The following is a 14,292-nucleotide window of genomic DNA, read 5'->3' on the forward strand; positions in this document are numbered from 1 at the left end:
ACGCAGCAGTCAAGCAGTTCAAGTCCAGTTCGACGTACTAGGAGAGCAGCATGGCCAATGCCAAGGAAATTCGCGGTCAGATCAAGAGCGTAAAAAACACGCGCAAGATCACCCGCGCCATGGAGATGGTGGCTGCAAGCAAGATGCGACGCGCGCAGGAACGGATGCGTGCTGCCCGGCCTTATGCGGAGAAAATCCGTGAGGTCCTGGGCCATCTGGCGCTGGCGCACCCGGAGTACGAACATCCATTGATGCAGGTCCGACCTGTCAAAAAGGCCGGGTTTCTGGTGATCACCACGGACCGTGGCCTTTGCGGGGCGCTGAACGTCAACGTGCTCCGGCAGGTCGTGCATAAAATGCATGATCTGCATGATCAGGGAATCAGTTCGGATCTCGCAGTCATGGGTAACAAGGGGCTGGGATTTTTGCGGCGGCATGGCGCGCATCTGGTGGCCGAGCTGAACGGGCTGGGTGACAAACCCAATCTGGCCGACATGATCGGACCGATCCGGGCCATGGCGGATGCTTATGCCAAAGGCGAAGTAGATGTGGTTTATCTGGTTTCGTCCCGTTTTGTGAATACCATGCTGCAACGCGCTACTCTGGAGCAGTTGTTGCCTGTGGAAAAACCCCAAGCTCCCGCCGAAAAACCGGCAGAGATGTGGGATTATATTTACGAACCGGAGGCGCGACCGGTACTCGACAAGCTGATGCATCGTTATGTGGAATCGGTCGTGTATCAGGCAGTGATCGAACATCTGGCCTGCGAACAGAGTGCGCGTATGGTGGCCATGAAAAATGCCTCGGATAACGCCAAGCGGATGGTGGGTGATCTGCAGTTGGCTTACAACAAGGCGCGTCAGGCAGCCATTACTCAGGAAATCGCCGAAATCAGCGCAGGTGCAGCGGCGGTTTAAGGATCATGTACAGCATTTTTGGAATTTTTGAGGGTTAAATCATGAGCGAAGCGGTAGCTAAAGAACATGCCGTCGGCCACATTGTCCAGGTGATCGGGCCAGTGATCGATGTCGCCTTTCCTCGCGGAGAGGTCCCGGAGATCATGGAAGCCGTGGTCATTACGGAAAAAAATCTCACCATCGAAATACAGGCGCAGTTGGGTGACGGCGTGGCCCGGGGCATTGCCATGGGGCCCAGCGAAGGCTTGAAGCGCGGTCTGGCAGTAGCCCGCACCGGTGCGCCCATCAGCGTTCCGGTGGGCCACGGCACCCTGGGCCGCATCATGGACGTCCTTGGTGATCCCGTGGATGGTAAAGGCCCGGTACAGACCGAAGAGCGCAAGGCTATTCACCGCCCCGCCCCCAGTTTCGACGAGCTGGCCGCCAGCACCGAAGTGCTGGAAACCGGCATCAAGGTCATCGATCTGGTCTGCCCTTTTGCCAAGGGCGGTAAGGTCGGCCTCTTCGGCGGAGCCGGCGTGGGCAAGACCGTACTCATGATGGAATTGATCCGCAACATCGCCATTGAGCACACGGGTTATTCTGTATTTGCCGGTGTCGGTGAAAGAACCCGCGAAGGCAATGACTTCTACCACGAAATGACGGATTCTGGCGTGCTCGATAAAGTGGCGCTGTGCTACGGTCAGATGAATGAGCCGCCCGGCAATCGTCTGCGCGTTGGTCTGACCGGCTTGACCATGGCGGAGCATTTCCGTGATGAAGGCCGCGATATTCTGATGTTTATTGATAACATCTTCCGTTACACCCTGGCCGGCACTGAAGTGTCCGCATTGCTCGGGCGTATGCCCTCAGCGGTGGGTTATCAGCCGACCCTGGCCGAAGAAATGGGTAAGCTCCAGGAACGTATCACCTCCACCAAGGTCGGTTCCATCACCTCGGTACAGGCGGTTTATGTGCCTGCCGATGACCTCACCGATCCTTCACCGGCTACGACCTTCGCCCACTTGGATGCCACGGTGGTGTTGTCCCGTCAGATTGCTGAACTGGGTATTTACCCCGCTCTGGATCCGCTGGATTCCTTCAGTCGTCAGCTGGATCCTGCCATTGTCGGTCAGGAGCACTATGACGTCGCCCGTGCCTGTCAGAAGACTCTGCAGCGCTACAAGGAATTGCAGGACATCATCGCCATTCTGGGCATGGATGAACTTTCGGAAGATGACAAGCTGCTGGTTTCCCGGGCGCGTAAAATTCAACGCTTCCTGTCCCAGCCTTTCTTCGTGGCCGAAGTATTTACAGGTAGCCCCGGTACCTACGCTTCACTGAAAGATACCATTCGCGGGTTCAAGGCCATTGTCGCCGGTGAATATGACCATCTGCCGGAGCAGGCTTTTTACATGGTAGGTACTATTGACGAAGCAATTGCCAAGGCGCAAAAGCTGCAGCAGGGATAAGGTATGACCATGACCATTGATGTGCGGGTCGTCAGCGCAGAAGGCAGCATCTACGAAGGGGTAGCCACCATGGTGGTTGCCCCAGGTGAGATGGGTGAGTTGGGCATTTTGCCCCGCCACGCGCCTTTGTTGACCGGATTACGTCCCGGCGAGTTGCGGATTATTCACGGTGACAATACCGAGTATCTGTTCGTCAACGGCGGGATGCTGGAAATCCAGCCGGACGTGGTGACGGTTCTGGCCGATTCGGCAGAACGGGCCACGGATATTGACGAAGCCAAGGCGCTGGCTGCCAAGCAGGCAGCTGAAGCTCGACTGGCCGGTAATCTGGATCAGATGGATTATGCGGCAGCCCAGGGTGAACTGCTGGCGCAAATCGCCCGCTTGAAAGCGGTGCAGCGCTTGCGCGAACAAGGCCTGCTGCGTTAATTGCCAGCTATGGAGGCGTCCTGTCTCTGGACAGGTTTCACGGACCCCGGTCGCTTTTGGTGACCGGGGTTTGTGCATTTTGAGGATAGAGCCATGGAGTCGATAACTACCGATATTGTGATTCTTGCCGCCGGACAGGGTACCCGCATGCGCTCTGCGCAACCCAAGGTGTTGCAACCCCTGGGTGGCAAACCCCTGCTGGAGCATGTTCTGGAAACGGCGCAGAGCCTGCAGCCACGCCAGTTGCATGTGGTCATCGGCAATGGCGCGGAGCTGGTGAAAAAGCAGGATTCAGATTGGTCTGTGCAGTGGTGGCATCAGCACAAGCAACAAGGGACGGGAGATGCGCTCAGGGCAGCATTGCCGGGTCTCAGCGGCGCAGAGCGGGTGTTGGTCCTGTACGGGGATGTCCCCTTGCTGACATCAGACACTTTGCAGGCCTTTCTGGCACAAACGCCCAAAGACGCGGTAGGGCTTAGCACCGCGATACTCGAACAACCTCAGGGTTACGGACGTATTGTCCGTGATGGACAGGGGCAGGTGCAGGCCATTCGTGAGCAGAAAGACTGCAATGCGCAAGAACAGACAATTGCTGAGGTCAATCTGGGCATGATGGTATTGCCCGTGGCCCCCCTGCACGACTGGTTGGCAGACTTGTCCGCCAATAATGCCCAGGGAGAGTTTTACCTGACCGATGTGGTGGCCGCTGCCCATGCCAGTCATCACCCCGTCTGGCCTTTTACCTTCAGGGATGCCAGTGAGGCACTGGGCGTCAATGACCCGATCCAGCTGGCGGCACTGGAACGAATTTATCAGCGCCGTCAGGTCATGCAGTTGCAACGGCAGGGTCTGCGTCTGGCAGATCCGGAGCGATTGGATATTCGTGGTTCCCTGCACTGCGGCCAGGATTGCTGGTTTGACCCGAATGTTCTTTGTATCGGCAAAGTGCGGCTGGGTGATCGGGTGCGTATCGGGATGGGCGTTGTCCTTCAGGATGTGGACATTGCCGATGATGTGGAAATCCTGCCCTATAGCGTGCTCGAAGGGGCGCATATTGGCGCGGGGGCACGTATTGGTCCATTCGCAAGGATTCGTCCCGGCAGTGATATTGGCGTTGCGGCTCATATCGGCAATTATGTCGAGGTCAAAGCATCGCGCATTGGCGCGGGTTCCAAGGCCAATCACCTGACCTACATTGGTGATGCAGAAATCGGCACCGGGGTGAATGTGGGAGCGGGAACCATCACCTGTAATTATGATGGGGTCAATAAACACAAGACCCTGATCGGCAATGATGTATTTGTGGGCTCGGCGACGCAGCTGGTCGCTCCGGTAAAGGTGGGGGATGGCGCCACCATTGGTGCGGGCAGTACCATCACCAAGGATGTGGCGGCCGGTGGTTTGACGCTGAGCCGCAGCCCCCAGCGTTCCGTTCCCGATTGGCAGCGCCCCAAGCGCCAACCTAAATAAAATCAAGAATTCTGGCTATTCCTGTGGCTGTTCCTGTTTCAGGGGGAAAAAATTATGTGCGGTATTGTCGGTGGTGTCAGTAAGGCTGATCTGGTTCCCATGATTCTGGAGGGGTTGCGGCGCCTGGAATATCGTGGCTACGATTCCGCAGGTTTGGCCATGCTGCAGGCGCTGCCGGGACAGCCCCCGACCCTGGAACGGGTGCGCAGCGTTGGCCGGGTGGCGGAATTGACGGCAGCCGCAGAAGCGCGGGGTATTCAGGGTTTGCTGGGCATCGGCCACACCCGCTGGGCGACCCATGGCGGTGTGGCCGAATGCAATGCCCATCCCATGATTTCCCAGGAAGACATTGCCGTGGTGCATAACGGCATTATCGAAAACTTCCATGCCCTGCGTCAGCGTCTGGAGCAGGCGGGTTATGAGTTCACATCCGAAACCGATACGGAAGTCATCGCCCATCTGGTCCATTTCTACCGGCAGAGTGCCCCCGATATGTTGACGGCCGTGCGCCAAACCGTGTCGGAGTTGCGGGGTGCCTATGCCATTGCGGTTTTGTCCCGCACTGACCCGGAGCAGCTTTGTGTGGCGCGCATGGGTTGTCCCCTGTTGCTGGGCATTGCTGACGATGGGCACTATTTCGCCTCGGATGTGGCGGCCCTGCTCCCGGTGACCCGGCGTGTGCTGTATCTGGAAGATGGCGATGTGGCTCTGCTGGAGCGGGACAGCCTCGTTATCACGGATCAGGCCGGACTACCGCAACACCGTGCAGAACATTGGAGTGAGCTCAGCGCGGCTGCAGTCGATCTGGGTCCGTATCGGCATTTCATGCAGAAGGAAATCCACGAACAGCCCCGTGCTCTGGCAGATACTCTGGAAGGAGCACTGAATAGCCAACTGAATCTGACAGATTTGTGGGGGACGCAGGCCGCAGAAATTTTCAAGGATGTGGACAGCGTGCTCTTTCTGGCATCAGGTACCAGCCATTATGCGACCCTGGTAGGCCGGCAATGGCTGGAAAGCATCGCGGGAATCCCGGCGCAGGCGGAGCTGGGCCATGAATACCGCTACCGGGATTCCATTCCCAACCCGCACCAGCTCATTGTGACCCTGTCCCAGTCGGGGGAAACCCTGGATACTTTTGAGGCCCTGAAACGCGCCAAGGAACTGGGTCATGAGTACACCCTGTCCATTTGCAATGTGGCCGAAAGTGCCATCCCCCGAGCCTCGGCCTTGCGTTTTCTGACCCGGGCCGGACCCGAAATCGGGGTGGCTTCCACCAAGGCCTTCACGACTCAACTGGCCGCCTTGTATTTATTGGCTATTTCACTCGCCAAGGCGCAGGGACGCCTGGATGCCGACGCCCAGTCCGGGCATCTGGATGCGCTTCGTCAGCTTCCCGGCAGTGTCCAGCATGCCCTGAATCTGGAGCCGCAAATCCAGGGCTGGGCGGCGCGTTTCGCGGGCAAGGAACATGCCCTTTTCCTGGGGCGTGGCCTGCATTATCCTGTTGCTCTAGAAGGCGCCCTCAAGCTCAAGGAAATCTCTTACATTCACGCCGAAGCCTACCCCGCCGGAGAGCTCAAGCATGGCCCGCTGGCTCTGGTGGACAGCAACATGCCGGTGGTGGTCATTGCGCCCAACGACCGCCTACTGGAAAAAGTCGCCGCGAACATGCAGGAAGTACACGCCCGGGGCGGAGAGTTATACGTGTTCACCGACGCCGACAGCCACTTCAGCGCCAGCGAAGGCATCCATGTGCTGCGCCTTCCCCGCCATACCGGCCTGCTCTCCCCGGTGGTGCATGTTATCCCGGTACAACTGCTGGCCTATCACGCTGCCCTGGTCAAAGGCACGGATGTGGACCGGCCTCGGAATTTAGCCAAAGCGGTGACGGTTGAATAGGGGCAAGCTGGGATTATCCGGAGTTTTCCGTCCTGAAGTCAGTGGGTCTGTCAATGATATGCGGTCCCGCTTCAAGCGGCTAAGTATGTGCTGGGGCATCTGAGCTTGATGGGGCATTCCGCCATGCACGTTCCGAAGTCACCAATGACTGGTTCAGACTGGAAGCAGTCGTTGGATTGGGCTAGGCTTACAAAACTAGATTTGCTCGCTCCAGAAGGGAAGCAAACGCATGCAATATTCAGGTTTGGTGTAATTCTTGGGTAAACACGAAAAAACCCAGACCGCCGTTCTCAGCGGAATGAGCGATGCCAATATAGCCTTTGCTGATCTGTTGTCCTTGGTAGACAGGCTTGGATTCACACTCCGTGTGAAGGGGGAATAAGAATGGAGTTGTCTATGAACGCAAAATATTCTGGGCAGTGCCTTTGTGGGGAAATCCGCTATTCAGTGGATATTGAACCGGTGTTTACTGGCAATTGTCATTGCAAGGACTGTCAAAGATCGTCAGGCAGTGCCTTTATTCCGGCGATGATTTTTCCTGAAAAAGAGGTGGTTGTTTCCGGTGAAGTAAAGTATTTCACGTCCCAGGCAGACAGCGGGAATATGCACAAAAGAGGTTTCTGCCCGAATTGCGGCTCTCAATTGTTCGCCCAGTTCAGCCATATGCCAGGAATGTTGGGTATAAAGGCCGGAACGTTAAATGACTCTTCGAATTATGTTCCAAAGTTGGATTTCCATGTAGGTAGTGCTGCACCTTGGGACTATATGAACCCGGAGCTACCGAAAAAGCAAGGGGCAGCACAAAGCTAACGATAAGACATAACGGATAACTCAAGCTGAAATCGTTTCCGTTTTGCATCAGAGGGAGGTCGGTGCGCAGACCAGTAGTACAGGATCCGGCAAGATTTTGATGCCATGCAGCCAAAATGGTTTATCGAGGTCAAAATGGATAACCAATCTTTAGGGCATGCAAAGGAGGAGATTTTGAAGAACTTAGTGGATTGCAGTTCCATCGAAGAAGTCCGGACAAACATTGACCGCATCGACCGTCAGATGGTTACCCTTCTGGCGGAACGCGGAGGCTATGTGCAGCAAGCGGCTCGTTTCAAGAAAACCACGGACGACGTGAAGGCGCCTCAGCGCGTCGAACAAGTCATTGCCAAGGTCACGGCACTATCGCGAGAGTTGGGTGCAAACCCGTCCGTTACAGAACTGGTTTACCGTGCAATGATTTCGGGTTTCATTAATGAGGAATTGGCCGAACACGCAGCAATCAGCCACACTAAGGCAAGTTCTAATGAATAACTGCCAGGAGATGCGTAGTGGCCTGCGGTCATAGAGATGTCGTCAAGGTTTTCAATCCATAAGAATCATTACTAAAATTTATAATAACTTTCTGAAGTTGCGGAAGGGCCCTATGAACATTCTCACCATGAAATCAGGACAGACCGTCACATTTCAGGAACATGGAAATCCTGGCGATGAACCGATCTTCTTCTTTCATGGAACGCCTGGATCACGCACACAATTGGACTTCTTGCCAACTGCATTGCGGGAAAATCTGCATTGGATCGCGATAGATAGACCTGGTTATAGTGAATCCTCTCGTTGCCAAGACTTGGGCATGGACGATGTGACCGCGATGGTCACCGCTCGCGCCGATCATCTGCATATAGAGCGGTTCCAGGTGTTGGGTTTTTCAGGGGGGGTCCCTATGCTTTGGCTTGTGCGCATAGCATGCCGGACCGTGTTTACGCATCTCACCTTGTCAGCAGCCTTGGACCCGTTGATATTCCGGAGATATGGTCTGCATTACGAAGTCAGGACCATTTACTATTTACGCTCGCGCGTCGTGCTCATCCAGTGTTTCGTTTATTGCTACGTTTGAGCATGCGGGGCGTGCCCCAAAACCCGGAAGGTTTTTTTGCGAAGCTGGCAGAGAAAATGAGTATCAACGATCAATCGCTACTGATGGATCCACGGACACTTGCGGTGCTGAGTAGTGATTTGCGCAATGCCTTTCGTCAAGGAACAATCGGAATGGCAGATGATTTCAAGGTGTTAAGTAGGCCATGGTCATTCTCGCTGAGGGATATTGAGATACCGGTACACATATGGCAAGGGGCTCAAGATAGAGTCATCAATCCTCGTATTGGCGCGGCCATCGCTGCCCGCATTCCTCATGCTCAGTATCATCAACCAGAAAATAGCGGCCATATGGTTCTGCTAACCCATGCACGAGAAATTCACCGGGAAATCAGCACTAATGATTGACCAGTTTCCCGCTAGAATCAGCGCCAAGAATGACCACCTAAACCAAATAAATTACCTCTAATTTATTGTATTTATTAATTTTGTTTCGGCCAATGCTAATGTTTGCGCATTATAGTAAACTGGATTACTATAAGATGGTTATCTTGTCACGCCTAGCGGGGAAAACATGTGAAGAAAGACATACAGCAAGCGAGTAACCGGCATGCGAGCGGAGGATGTGTGGCGAGTATGGACCGATGTCAATCAATGGCACACATGGCAACCAGACATCGAATATGCAAAGTTGGATGGCAATTTAAAGGTTGGCAATACATTGAAATTCAAACCCAAAAGCGGCCCTACGGTCTCAATCGAACTCATCAAAGTCGAACCGGGGCATCAATTTACCGACCTTACCCGTTTCCCAGGGGCACGTATGTTTGATTCTCACGAGATCATTGACCACGGGGATGAGTTAGAGATTCGTACGACCCTGAGCATTGAGGGTTTTTTATCGTTCTTGTGGAGAAAAATTGTTGCCGAAAATGTTGCCAACGGGATGGCGGAACAAACGGAGGCATTAATTGAACGAGTCAGAAAACCCTGAGACTTTTCCTTTCAAGCACGAGGCGGCTGACGATAGCCCTGGCTTCTTGCTCTGGAAACTTATTGCCTTGTGGCAAGGCAAACTCGCGGTAGTATTCGACGGCTTTTCCATTACGCAGACTCAGTTTGCCATATTGGCCTCGCTGCTGTGGTTCGAGCAGCAGCAAAAGCCACCAACTCAGACTCAGTTGGTCGAACACGCCAGAATTGACAAGATGACTCTTTCCAAAGCCATTCGAAAGCTTGAGGAAAGTGAATTGGTGCGTAGGGAGCCGTCAACCGCTGACACTCGTGCCATAGAAGTTCGGTTCACGCCCGCAGGCCGCAAACTTACTCACGAAGCAATCATCGCCGTCGAACGCGCCGACGACGAATTCTTCTCCAGCCTAACTGAGCGACAGATGAACTATTGGAAGGTGCTTACCATTTCCATTATCGCAGGGAATAGCGAGTGACAACCCGTTTCTGGATCGGTGTTGCATCGAGAGAGCATGTTCACCTCGGCATTGCTGGCGGATTCAGCCAGTTGTGTCATGGCAAGGCTCATCCGCTCAAGCGCATGACGGTCAATGACTGGCTGATCTATTACTCACCCAAGGAGCGGCTAGGAGAAAATACACCTTGCCAGAAGTTTACTGCTATCGGCAAGGTGATCGGCGAAGATATCTATCCATATGAAATGTTCCCTGGCTTTATACCTTATCGGCGCAATATTGATTTCCTCGAAGCGGCTGACGCGCCTATACGCCCTCTGCTCGACCACCTTTCTTTCATCAAGGACAAAGGACGGTGGGGCTATGCTTTCCGGTTCGGGCACTTGGAAATCCAGAGAGCAGATTTCGAGATAATCTCGATGGGAATGTTGGGGCACATTCCAATGGACGATTAACTATGCCCCGCCGTTCCATCCTCTCCGCTGCCGAGCGCGACAGCCTCTTGTCGTTGCCTGATATGCGCGTAGAATTTCAGTTAAAAACGATTTGTTGCTGACAAATAATTGTTTTTCCCAGGCCGCTTGGGAATGTCCGGTAACGCTGCAAAACCGACCATTAAGTCAACATAATCAAGCTGCGTGGCGCTCAAGCGCCTCATAACCGATGCAGGCCAGCCACACGGTTTTGGGTATCGGTCGCGAGTCGTTTTTGTAATAGGCCATCATGCGCCGAGTCATCCCAATGGCTTCTGCCGCACGACTCAGGCTGAGATTGTTCCGCTCCATCCACTGGATGAAGTCCTCAGGCGTTGGTAATCCTGCCTGTTTCCTCCCCAGGGCATAGAGGCGGTCTGCGCCCAGATCCAATCCGCTGGGCCAACTCAGGCCGTCGCCCCAGTCATCTGCATGCCCCTGAGCGAAGAAGGCCGGATCATGCAGTACGCAAAAGGGATCTTCCTTCCGTGGCGTACCAATAAGGTCCTGGATATCCGTGGTAAACACTTCGCCAGTGGACCAATGAATTTCTATCTGGAACGGGCCAGTAAGCGTCGCCGTTTCAATTCTGGATGCTTGATTCATGGGTTCAACCTCCGATATTCCAATAACAGAACCTCCCGATGCGCCTCTATCCAGGTCCGCACCGGTTCCAATCGCTTACGGGGCGAAACATGGCCGGCCAGAAGCGCGCCCGTCTCAATGGCCAGCGACACTCGGGATCCGTCACGAAACTGCACATGAACGTGCGGAAGCGGCCGCACTTCTCCGGATGGGTTGACCAGAAAGAATGATGCATTCTGTCTCAGGCTCACAAACGGTGACCTCATCCTCTAAGGGGAGTACATAATCCGCAGAATACGCCACCGAGGGGTTGGCCACTTCCAGCCAACTGCCCCGTCATCACTCCAGGCGGTTTCTCAGTTGCAGAATTTCAGATTTTCTGCCATATTTCTTCCATGGAGACTACCACACAAATCAGCCCTCGCGGGCAAATCACTTTGCCAGCAGAAACCCGCAGACAGTTGGGACTCAAGCCTGGCGACACGCTGCTAGTCCACCTGGAAGATGGACGCATCATTCTGGATCCAGCCATAGTTCTTCCCGTCGAATTGTATGACGAGAACCGTATCGCTCAATTTGCGGAGGCATCTGCGATGAGCCCGGAAGAATTGACGCAGGCTAAAATCCGTTGGGGCGCATAAATCAATCTGTCACGGTTTTTCTGGACGCCAATATACTTTTCTCTGCAGCACTCGGGGGAGAAGCCTTTGTGTTGTTATGGGAACTGGCACGCCAACACAAAATATCGCTCCACAGCAGCCCTTACTGTGTGGTGGAAGCACGTCGCAATATCGCACGCAAGCGCCCAGCGGCCCAATCAGTCCTGGAAAAGTATCTGGACAGCGTAAAAATCGTGCCACACACCAATCAGATGGACCTTTCCGTGGACCTGAACAGCAAGGACATCCCCGTACTGGCTTCTGCCGTGGCGGCTGGCGTCGATGTTTTGTTGACCGGTGACCTGCGGCACTTCGGCCCCCTGATGGATTTGCCCACATTACCGCTACGCATCATGACGCTCAGAGCATTTCTGCTGGCGGGTCCGCCGTTGCCAATCAGCACTAAAGATTGACCAGTTTTCCGCTGGAATCAGTGTTAAGAGTGCTCATTTAAACCCAATCCATCTTGGTCGAGCATGAGTTTGTTCACTGAAAAATGAAACATCGACCGCCATGCCATGCGTAGCATGCAGGCATGTCAACAAACGTTTCTCCCGCCCAAGGCAGCGCCGTAGCGCTGGATGCATCGGCATCGCCGCCGCATCGATTCTGGCTCAGTCAAGGAATTGGGAGCACAGCATATCGGCCAGTACATTTTGCGTACAACCGAAAATTGGACAAGTATTTTTTCCAGTTTTCACAAGGCAAGCAGAGTGGCGAATATGCAGGTTAGTACGCACTTGGCAGCCTATGGTAAGGTATGACTTGGAGATACCTTGATGGAGTCCGTCATGACCGCTGCAACCGTTCGCCCCGTGGCGATCAAGATCGACGAGGACACCAGAGCCCGCGTGAAACGTCTGGCCGACGCACGTCAGCGCACGCCGCATTGGCTGATGCGCGAGGCGATCACCCAGTACGTTGACCGCGAGGAAAAGCGGGAGGCCTTCCGCCAGGACGCGCTCAAGGCTTGGGAAGCGTACCGCGCTACCGGACGGCATGCGTGTGCCGATGAGGCCGATGCTTGGCTTGCCCAGCTTGAACAAGGCAACGACGTTGAACCACCGACATGCCACGTCTGATCTGGTCGCCGGAGGCGCTGCTCGATGTACAGGGCCTTTATCGTTTCCTGGCTCCACAGAATCTCGATGTGGCCAAACGGGCGGTGAAGGCCATCCGCCAAGGCGTGAAGGTATTGGGGCAACAGCCCGGCGTCGGCCGCCCCATCGAGGACATGCCTGAAGCGTTCCGCAAGTGGCTCATCGATTTCGGCGATAGCGGCTATGTGGCCCGCTACCCCATGGACTCGGATGCCGTCACGATTCTCGCCGTGCGGCACCAAAAAGAGGTAGGCTTCTGACGAATGGGTGAAGTTGGGGGGGGGGGCCTCAATGGAGGATGTGCTGGGCATGGTGGAGACAAGTTCAGATTGATGTCAGGGGTGGTATACTTGTATATCATCATCCAAGCCGAGGAAATAGGACCATGCTTGCCATCCGATTACCTGCTGAAGTGGAGAGCCGCCTGGAAGCCCTGGCGAAAGCCACCGGCCGCAGCAAGACCTTTTACGCCCGCGAGGCCATCCTGGAGCACCTGGAGGACCTCGAAGATCTGTACCTTGCTGAGCAGCGTCTGATCGAGATTCGCGCAGGCCGCAGCTGCACCTACACGCTGGAGGAAGTGGAGCGCGATCTTGGCTTGGCAGATTGAGTTCGGCGACAAGGCCAAGAAAGACCTTGGCGCATTGGACAAAGCCATCGCCAAGCGCATCACGACTTTTTTGCGCGAGCGCGTCACCCCGCTCGACGATCCGCGCAGCATCGGCGAAGCGCTCAAAGGCTCCGAGCTGGGGGCCTTTTGGAAATATCGGGTTGGAGACTATCGGATCATCGCCAGCATCGAGGACAGCACTGTACGCATCCTTGTCGTGCGGATTGGCAACCGCAAGAATGTCTATAGGAAGTAATATCTGTCGCCCGGTGTCGGAGTCGGCCTTGACGCAGTTCTCGGGTGGCCTGACTTTGGAGGGAGCTATCGATAACGCCCGCGTCGCACTGGTGACCGGCGCCACATCCGGCATTGGCCTGGCCATAGCGCAACGATTGACGCAGGCCGGCTATCGGGTGGCCCTGCATTCCCGCGCTTCTGCCGAGGCCGGACTGCAAGCGGCAGCCACTCTGACCGGTGCCCGGTATTTTCAGGCCGATCTGCTGGATGAAGCAGCGCGGCAAGTGCTCATCGACGAGGTGATCGCCCACTATGGCCGACTTGACGTGTTGGTTAATAATGCCGGGGCGTCCAGCGTCATCCCCCATCAGGATCTTCAGGCAGCGACGCCAGAGATCTGGCATCGCCTCTACGAACTTCATGTGGTTGCGCCCTGGCAGCTCATTGCCCTGAGCGAGCCTTATCTGCACGCGGCCTCAAGTGCAGAACAACCGGCGTCGGTGCTGAATATCAGCTCCCATGCCGGGGTACGCCCCAAGGGGGCTTCCATACCTTATGCGGCCAGCAAGGCCGCACAGATTCATGTTACCCGGCTGCTGGCCAAAACTTTGGGTCCCGCTATCCGGGTCAATGCCATTGCTCCGGGCCTGGTGGATACGCCGTTGACGGAGGACTGGGTCGAGACGCGTCAGCAGTGGGGGCGTGACGCGCCCATGAGCCGCAGCGCCAGACCGCAGGATATTGCTGATGTCGCGCTGATGCTGACCGAGTCGGCGTATCTGACCGGTGAAGTGATCATGGTGGATGGCGGGATGAATCTTGTTTGAAACGAGGCCGTCCCTTCCTTGCCGTTAGCTTTCTTCCATATTGACGGCAAGCTTTTTGATGCGCGCAGCTATCTTGTTATCGAGCGGGTTATACACAATCATGCTCAGATCCGGTCGGCCATCGACGGAAAACGCCGAGTATTCGAGCTCGATAGAGCCAAGCTCAGGATGCCGCAAGCATTTAATGTTGTTTCCATCGGCATGACTGAGTATCTCGTTACTCTGCCATTGGGTTGGGCTAGCCCATGTTTGACACTTTTTCGGCAGAATCCGGGTTTTTTGAAAAATATGCTCATAAAATCAATAAGGATTTTTCGGCAGTAAATGTAGTGCCATAGT

Annotated in this window: 23 protein-coding genes; 19 read left to right on the top strand and 4 right to left on the bottom strand. The window is 55.0% G+C overall.

Annotated features, from left to right (window positions below; translation table 11 throughout):
* The first annotated feature begins 50 nt into the window (after window positions 1-50).
* The 12 genes from atpG (at window position 51) to AC2VLR_RS07710 (ending at window position 9,917) form a co-directional block, all read left to right on the top strand.
* Entirely contained in the window at window positions 51-917 is an 867-nt protein-coding gene (gene atpG, locus AC2VLR_RS07655) for a F0F1 ATP synthase subunit gamma (protein WP_486881602.1), read from the top strand.
* A gap of 41 nt (window positions 918-958) precedes the next feature.
* A complete protein-coding gene (gene atpD, locus AC2VLR_RS07660; RefSeq protein WP_215844269.1) occupies window positions 959-2,368 on the top strand; it encodes a F0F1 ATP synthase subunit beta in 1,410 nt (469 codons plus the stop codon).
* Window positions 2,369-2,371: 3 nt separating this feature from the next.
* The gene (locus tag AC2VLR_RS07665) at window positions 2,372-2,797 is read left to right on the top strand and encodes a F0F1 ATP synthase subunit epsilon (RefSeq protein WP_486881603.1); all 426 of its coding nucleotides are present in this window, start codon (window positions 2,372-2,374) and stop codon (window positions 2,795-2,797) included.
* Window positions 2,798-2,899: 102 nt separating this feature from the next.
* The gene (gene glmU, locus AC2VLR_RS07670; RefSeq protein ID WP_486881622.1) at window positions 2,900-4,267 is read left to right on the top strand and encodes a bifunctional UDP-N-acetylglucosamine diphosphorylase/glucosamine-1-phosphate N-acetyltransferase GlmU; all 1,368 of its coding nucleotides are present in this window, start codon (window positions 2,900-2,902) and stop codon (window positions 4,265-4,267) included.
* Between the two features lie 54 nt (window positions 4,268-4,321).
* Window positions 4,322-6,169, top strand: coding sequence for a glutamine--fructose-6-phosphate transaminase (isomerizing) (gene glmS / locus AC2VLR_RS07675; protein ID WP_486881604.1), 1,848 nt, complete (start codon window positions 4,322-4,324; stop codon window positions 6,167-6,169).
* 396 nt (window positions 6,170-6,565) lie between these two features.
* The gene (locus tag AC2VLR_RS07680) at window positions 6,566-6,979 is read left to right on the top strand and encodes a GFA family protein (protein ID WP_486881605.1); all 414 of its coding nucleotides are present in this window, start codon (window positions 6,566-6,568) and stop codon (window positions 6,977-6,979) included.
* 105 nt (window positions 6,980-7,084) lie between these two features.
* Window positions 7,085-7,474 (top strand): chorismate mutase, encoded by a 390-nt coding sequence (locus AC2VLR_RS07685; protein WP_486881606.1) that lies wholly within the window; start codon window positions 7,085-7,087, stop codon window positions 7,472-7,474.
* A gap of 112 nt (window positions 7,475-7,586) precedes the next feature.
* Entirely contained in the window at window positions 7,587-8,057 is a 471-nt protein-coding gene (locus AC2VLR_RS07690; RefSeq protein ID WP_486881607.1) for an alpha/beta fold hydrolase, read from the top strand.
* A gap of 11 nt (window positions 8,058-8,068) precedes the next feature.
* On the top strand, window positions 8,069-8,443 hold the full coding sequence (locus AC2VLR_RS07695; protein WP_486881608.1) for an alpha/beta fold hydrolase: 375 nt from the start codon (window positions 8,069-8,071) through the stop codon (window positions 8,441-8,443).
* 202 nt (window positions 8,444-8,645) lie between these two features.
* Window positions 8,646-9,029, top strand: coding sequence for an SRPBCC family protein (locus AC2VLR_RS07700; RefSeq protein WP_486881609.1), 384 nt, complete (start codon window positions 8,646-8,648; stop codon window positions 9,027-9,029).
* Entirely contained in the window at window positions 9,007-9,483 is a 477-nt protein-coding gene (locus tag AC2VLR_RS07705; RefSeq protein ID WP_486881610.1) for a MarR family winged helix-turn-helix transcriptional regulator, read from the top strand. Before AC2VLR_RS07700 ends, AC2VLR_RS07705 begins: the two co-directional genes overlap by 23 nt.
* Window positions 9,480-9,917 carry an EVE domain-containing protein gene (locus tag AC2VLR_RS07710; RefSeq protein ID WP_486881611.1) on the top strand — a complete coding sequence of 146 codons (438 nt, stop codon included), beginning with the start codon at window positions 9,480-9,482 and terminating at the stop codon, window positions 9,915-9,917. The genes AC2VLR_RS07705 and AC2VLR_RS07710 overlap by 4 nt, the downstream gene beginning before the upstream one ends.
* Before the next feature lie 174 nt (window positions 9,918-10,091).
* Here AC2VLR_RS07710 and AC2VLR_RS07715 read toward each other — a convergent pair whose 3' ends face one another.
* Both AC2VLR_RS07715 and AC2VLR_RS07720 read right to left on the bottom strand, forming a co-directional pair.
* On the bottom strand, window positions 10,092-10,541 hold the full coding sequence (locus tag AC2VLR_RS07715; protein WP_486881612.1) for a DUF2442 domain-containing protein: 450 nt from the start codon (window positions 10,539-10,541) through the stop codon (window positions 10,092-10,094).
* Window positions 10,538-10,786: a DUF4160 domain-containing protein gene (locus tag AC2VLR_RS07720; RefSeq protein WP_486881613.1), complete on the bottom strand. Its 249-nt coding sequence runs from the start codon at window positions 10,784-10,786 to the stop codon at window positions 10,538-10,540. The genes AC2VLR_RS07715 and AC2VLR_RS07720 overlap by 4 nt, the downstream gene beginning before the upstream one ends.
* Before the next feature lie 129 nt (window positions 10,787-10,915).
* Here AC2VLR_RS07720 and AC2VLR_RS07725 point away from each other — a divergent pair, with 129 nt between their 5' ends.
* The 7 genes from AC2VLR_RS07725 to AC2VLR_RS07755 all read left to right on the top strand — a co-directional run bounded on the left by AC2VLR_RS07725 (window position 10,916) and on the right by AC2VLR_RS07755 (window position 13,953).
* Window positions 10,916-11,161, top strand: coding sequence for an AbrB/MazE/SpoVT family DNA-binding domain-containing protein (locus AC2VLR_RS07725; protein ID WP_486881614.1), 246 nt, complete (start codon window positions 10,916-10,918; stop codon window positions 11,159-11,161).
* Window positions 11,149-11,592 carry a PIN domain-containing protein gene (locus AC2VLR_RS07730; protein ID WP_486881615.1) on the top strand — a complete coding sequence of 148 codons (444 nt, stop codon included), beginning with the start codon at window positions 11,149-11,151 and terminating at the stop codon, window positions 11,590-11,592. The genes AC2VLR_RS07725 and AC2VLR_RS07730 overlap by 13 nt, the downstream gene beginning before the upstream one ends.
* Window positions 11,593-11,970: 378 nt before the next feature.
* On the top strand, window positions 11,971-12,261 hold the full coding sequence (locus tag AC2VLR_RS07735) for a CopG family ribbon-helix-helix protein (protein ID WP_486881616.1): 291 nt from the start codon (window positions 11,971-11,973) through the stop codon (window positions 12,259-12,261).
* The gene (locus AC2VLR_RS07740) at window positions 12,249-12,539 is read left to right on the top strand and encodes a type II toxin-antitoxin system RelE/ParE family toxin (RefSeq protein WP_486881617.1); all 291 of its coding nucleotides are present in this window, start codon (window positions 12,249-12,251) and stop codon (window positions 12,537-12,539) included. Before AC2VLR_RS07735 ends, AC2VLR_RS07740 begins: the two co-directional genes overlap by 13 nt.
* Before the next feature lie 125 nt (window positions 12,540-12,664).
* On the top strand, window positions 12,665-12,889 hold the full coding sequence (gene relB, locus AC2VLR_RS07745; protein ID WP_486881618.1) for a type II toxin-antitoxin system RelB family antitoxin: 225 nt from the start codon (window positions 12,665-12,667) through the stop codon (window positions 12,887-12,889).
* Entirely contained in the window at window positions 12,873-13,145 is a 273-nt protein-coding gene (locus AC2VLR_RS07750; protein ID WP_486881619.1) for a type II toxin-antitoxin system RelE family toxin, read from the top strand. The genes relB and AC2VLR_RS07750 overlap by 17 nt, the downstream gene beginning before the upstream one ends.
* Before the next feature lie 28 nt (window positions 13,146-13,173).
* The gene (locus AC2VLR_RS07755) at window positions 13,174-13,953 is read left to right on the top strand and encodes an SDR family NAD(P)-dependent oxidoreductase (protein ID WP_486881620.1); all 780 of its coding nucleotides are present in this window, start codon (window positions 13,174-13,176) and stop codon (window positions 13,951-13,953) included.
* Window positions 13,954-13,977: 24 nt separating this feature from the next.
* Here the strand turns inward: AC2VLR_RS07755 and AC2VLR_RS07760 are convergent, their stop codons facing one another.
* Both AC2VLR_RS07760 and AC2VLR_RS07765 read right to left on the bottom strand, forming a co-directional pair.
* Entirely contained in the window at window positions 13,978-14,130 is a 153-nt protein-coding gene (locus AC2VLR_RS07760) for a hypothetical protein (protein WP_486881621.1), read from the bottom strand.
* On the bottom strand, window positions 14,058-14,292 hold a 235-nt coding region (locus AC2VLR_RS07765; RefSeq protein ID WP_486881623.1), incomplete at its 5' end, for a hypothetical protein. The genes AC2VLR_RS07760 and AC2VLR_RS07765, both read right to left, overlap by 73 nt.

The organism is Acidithiobacillus sp. TH-A117, from assembly GCF_057473465.1.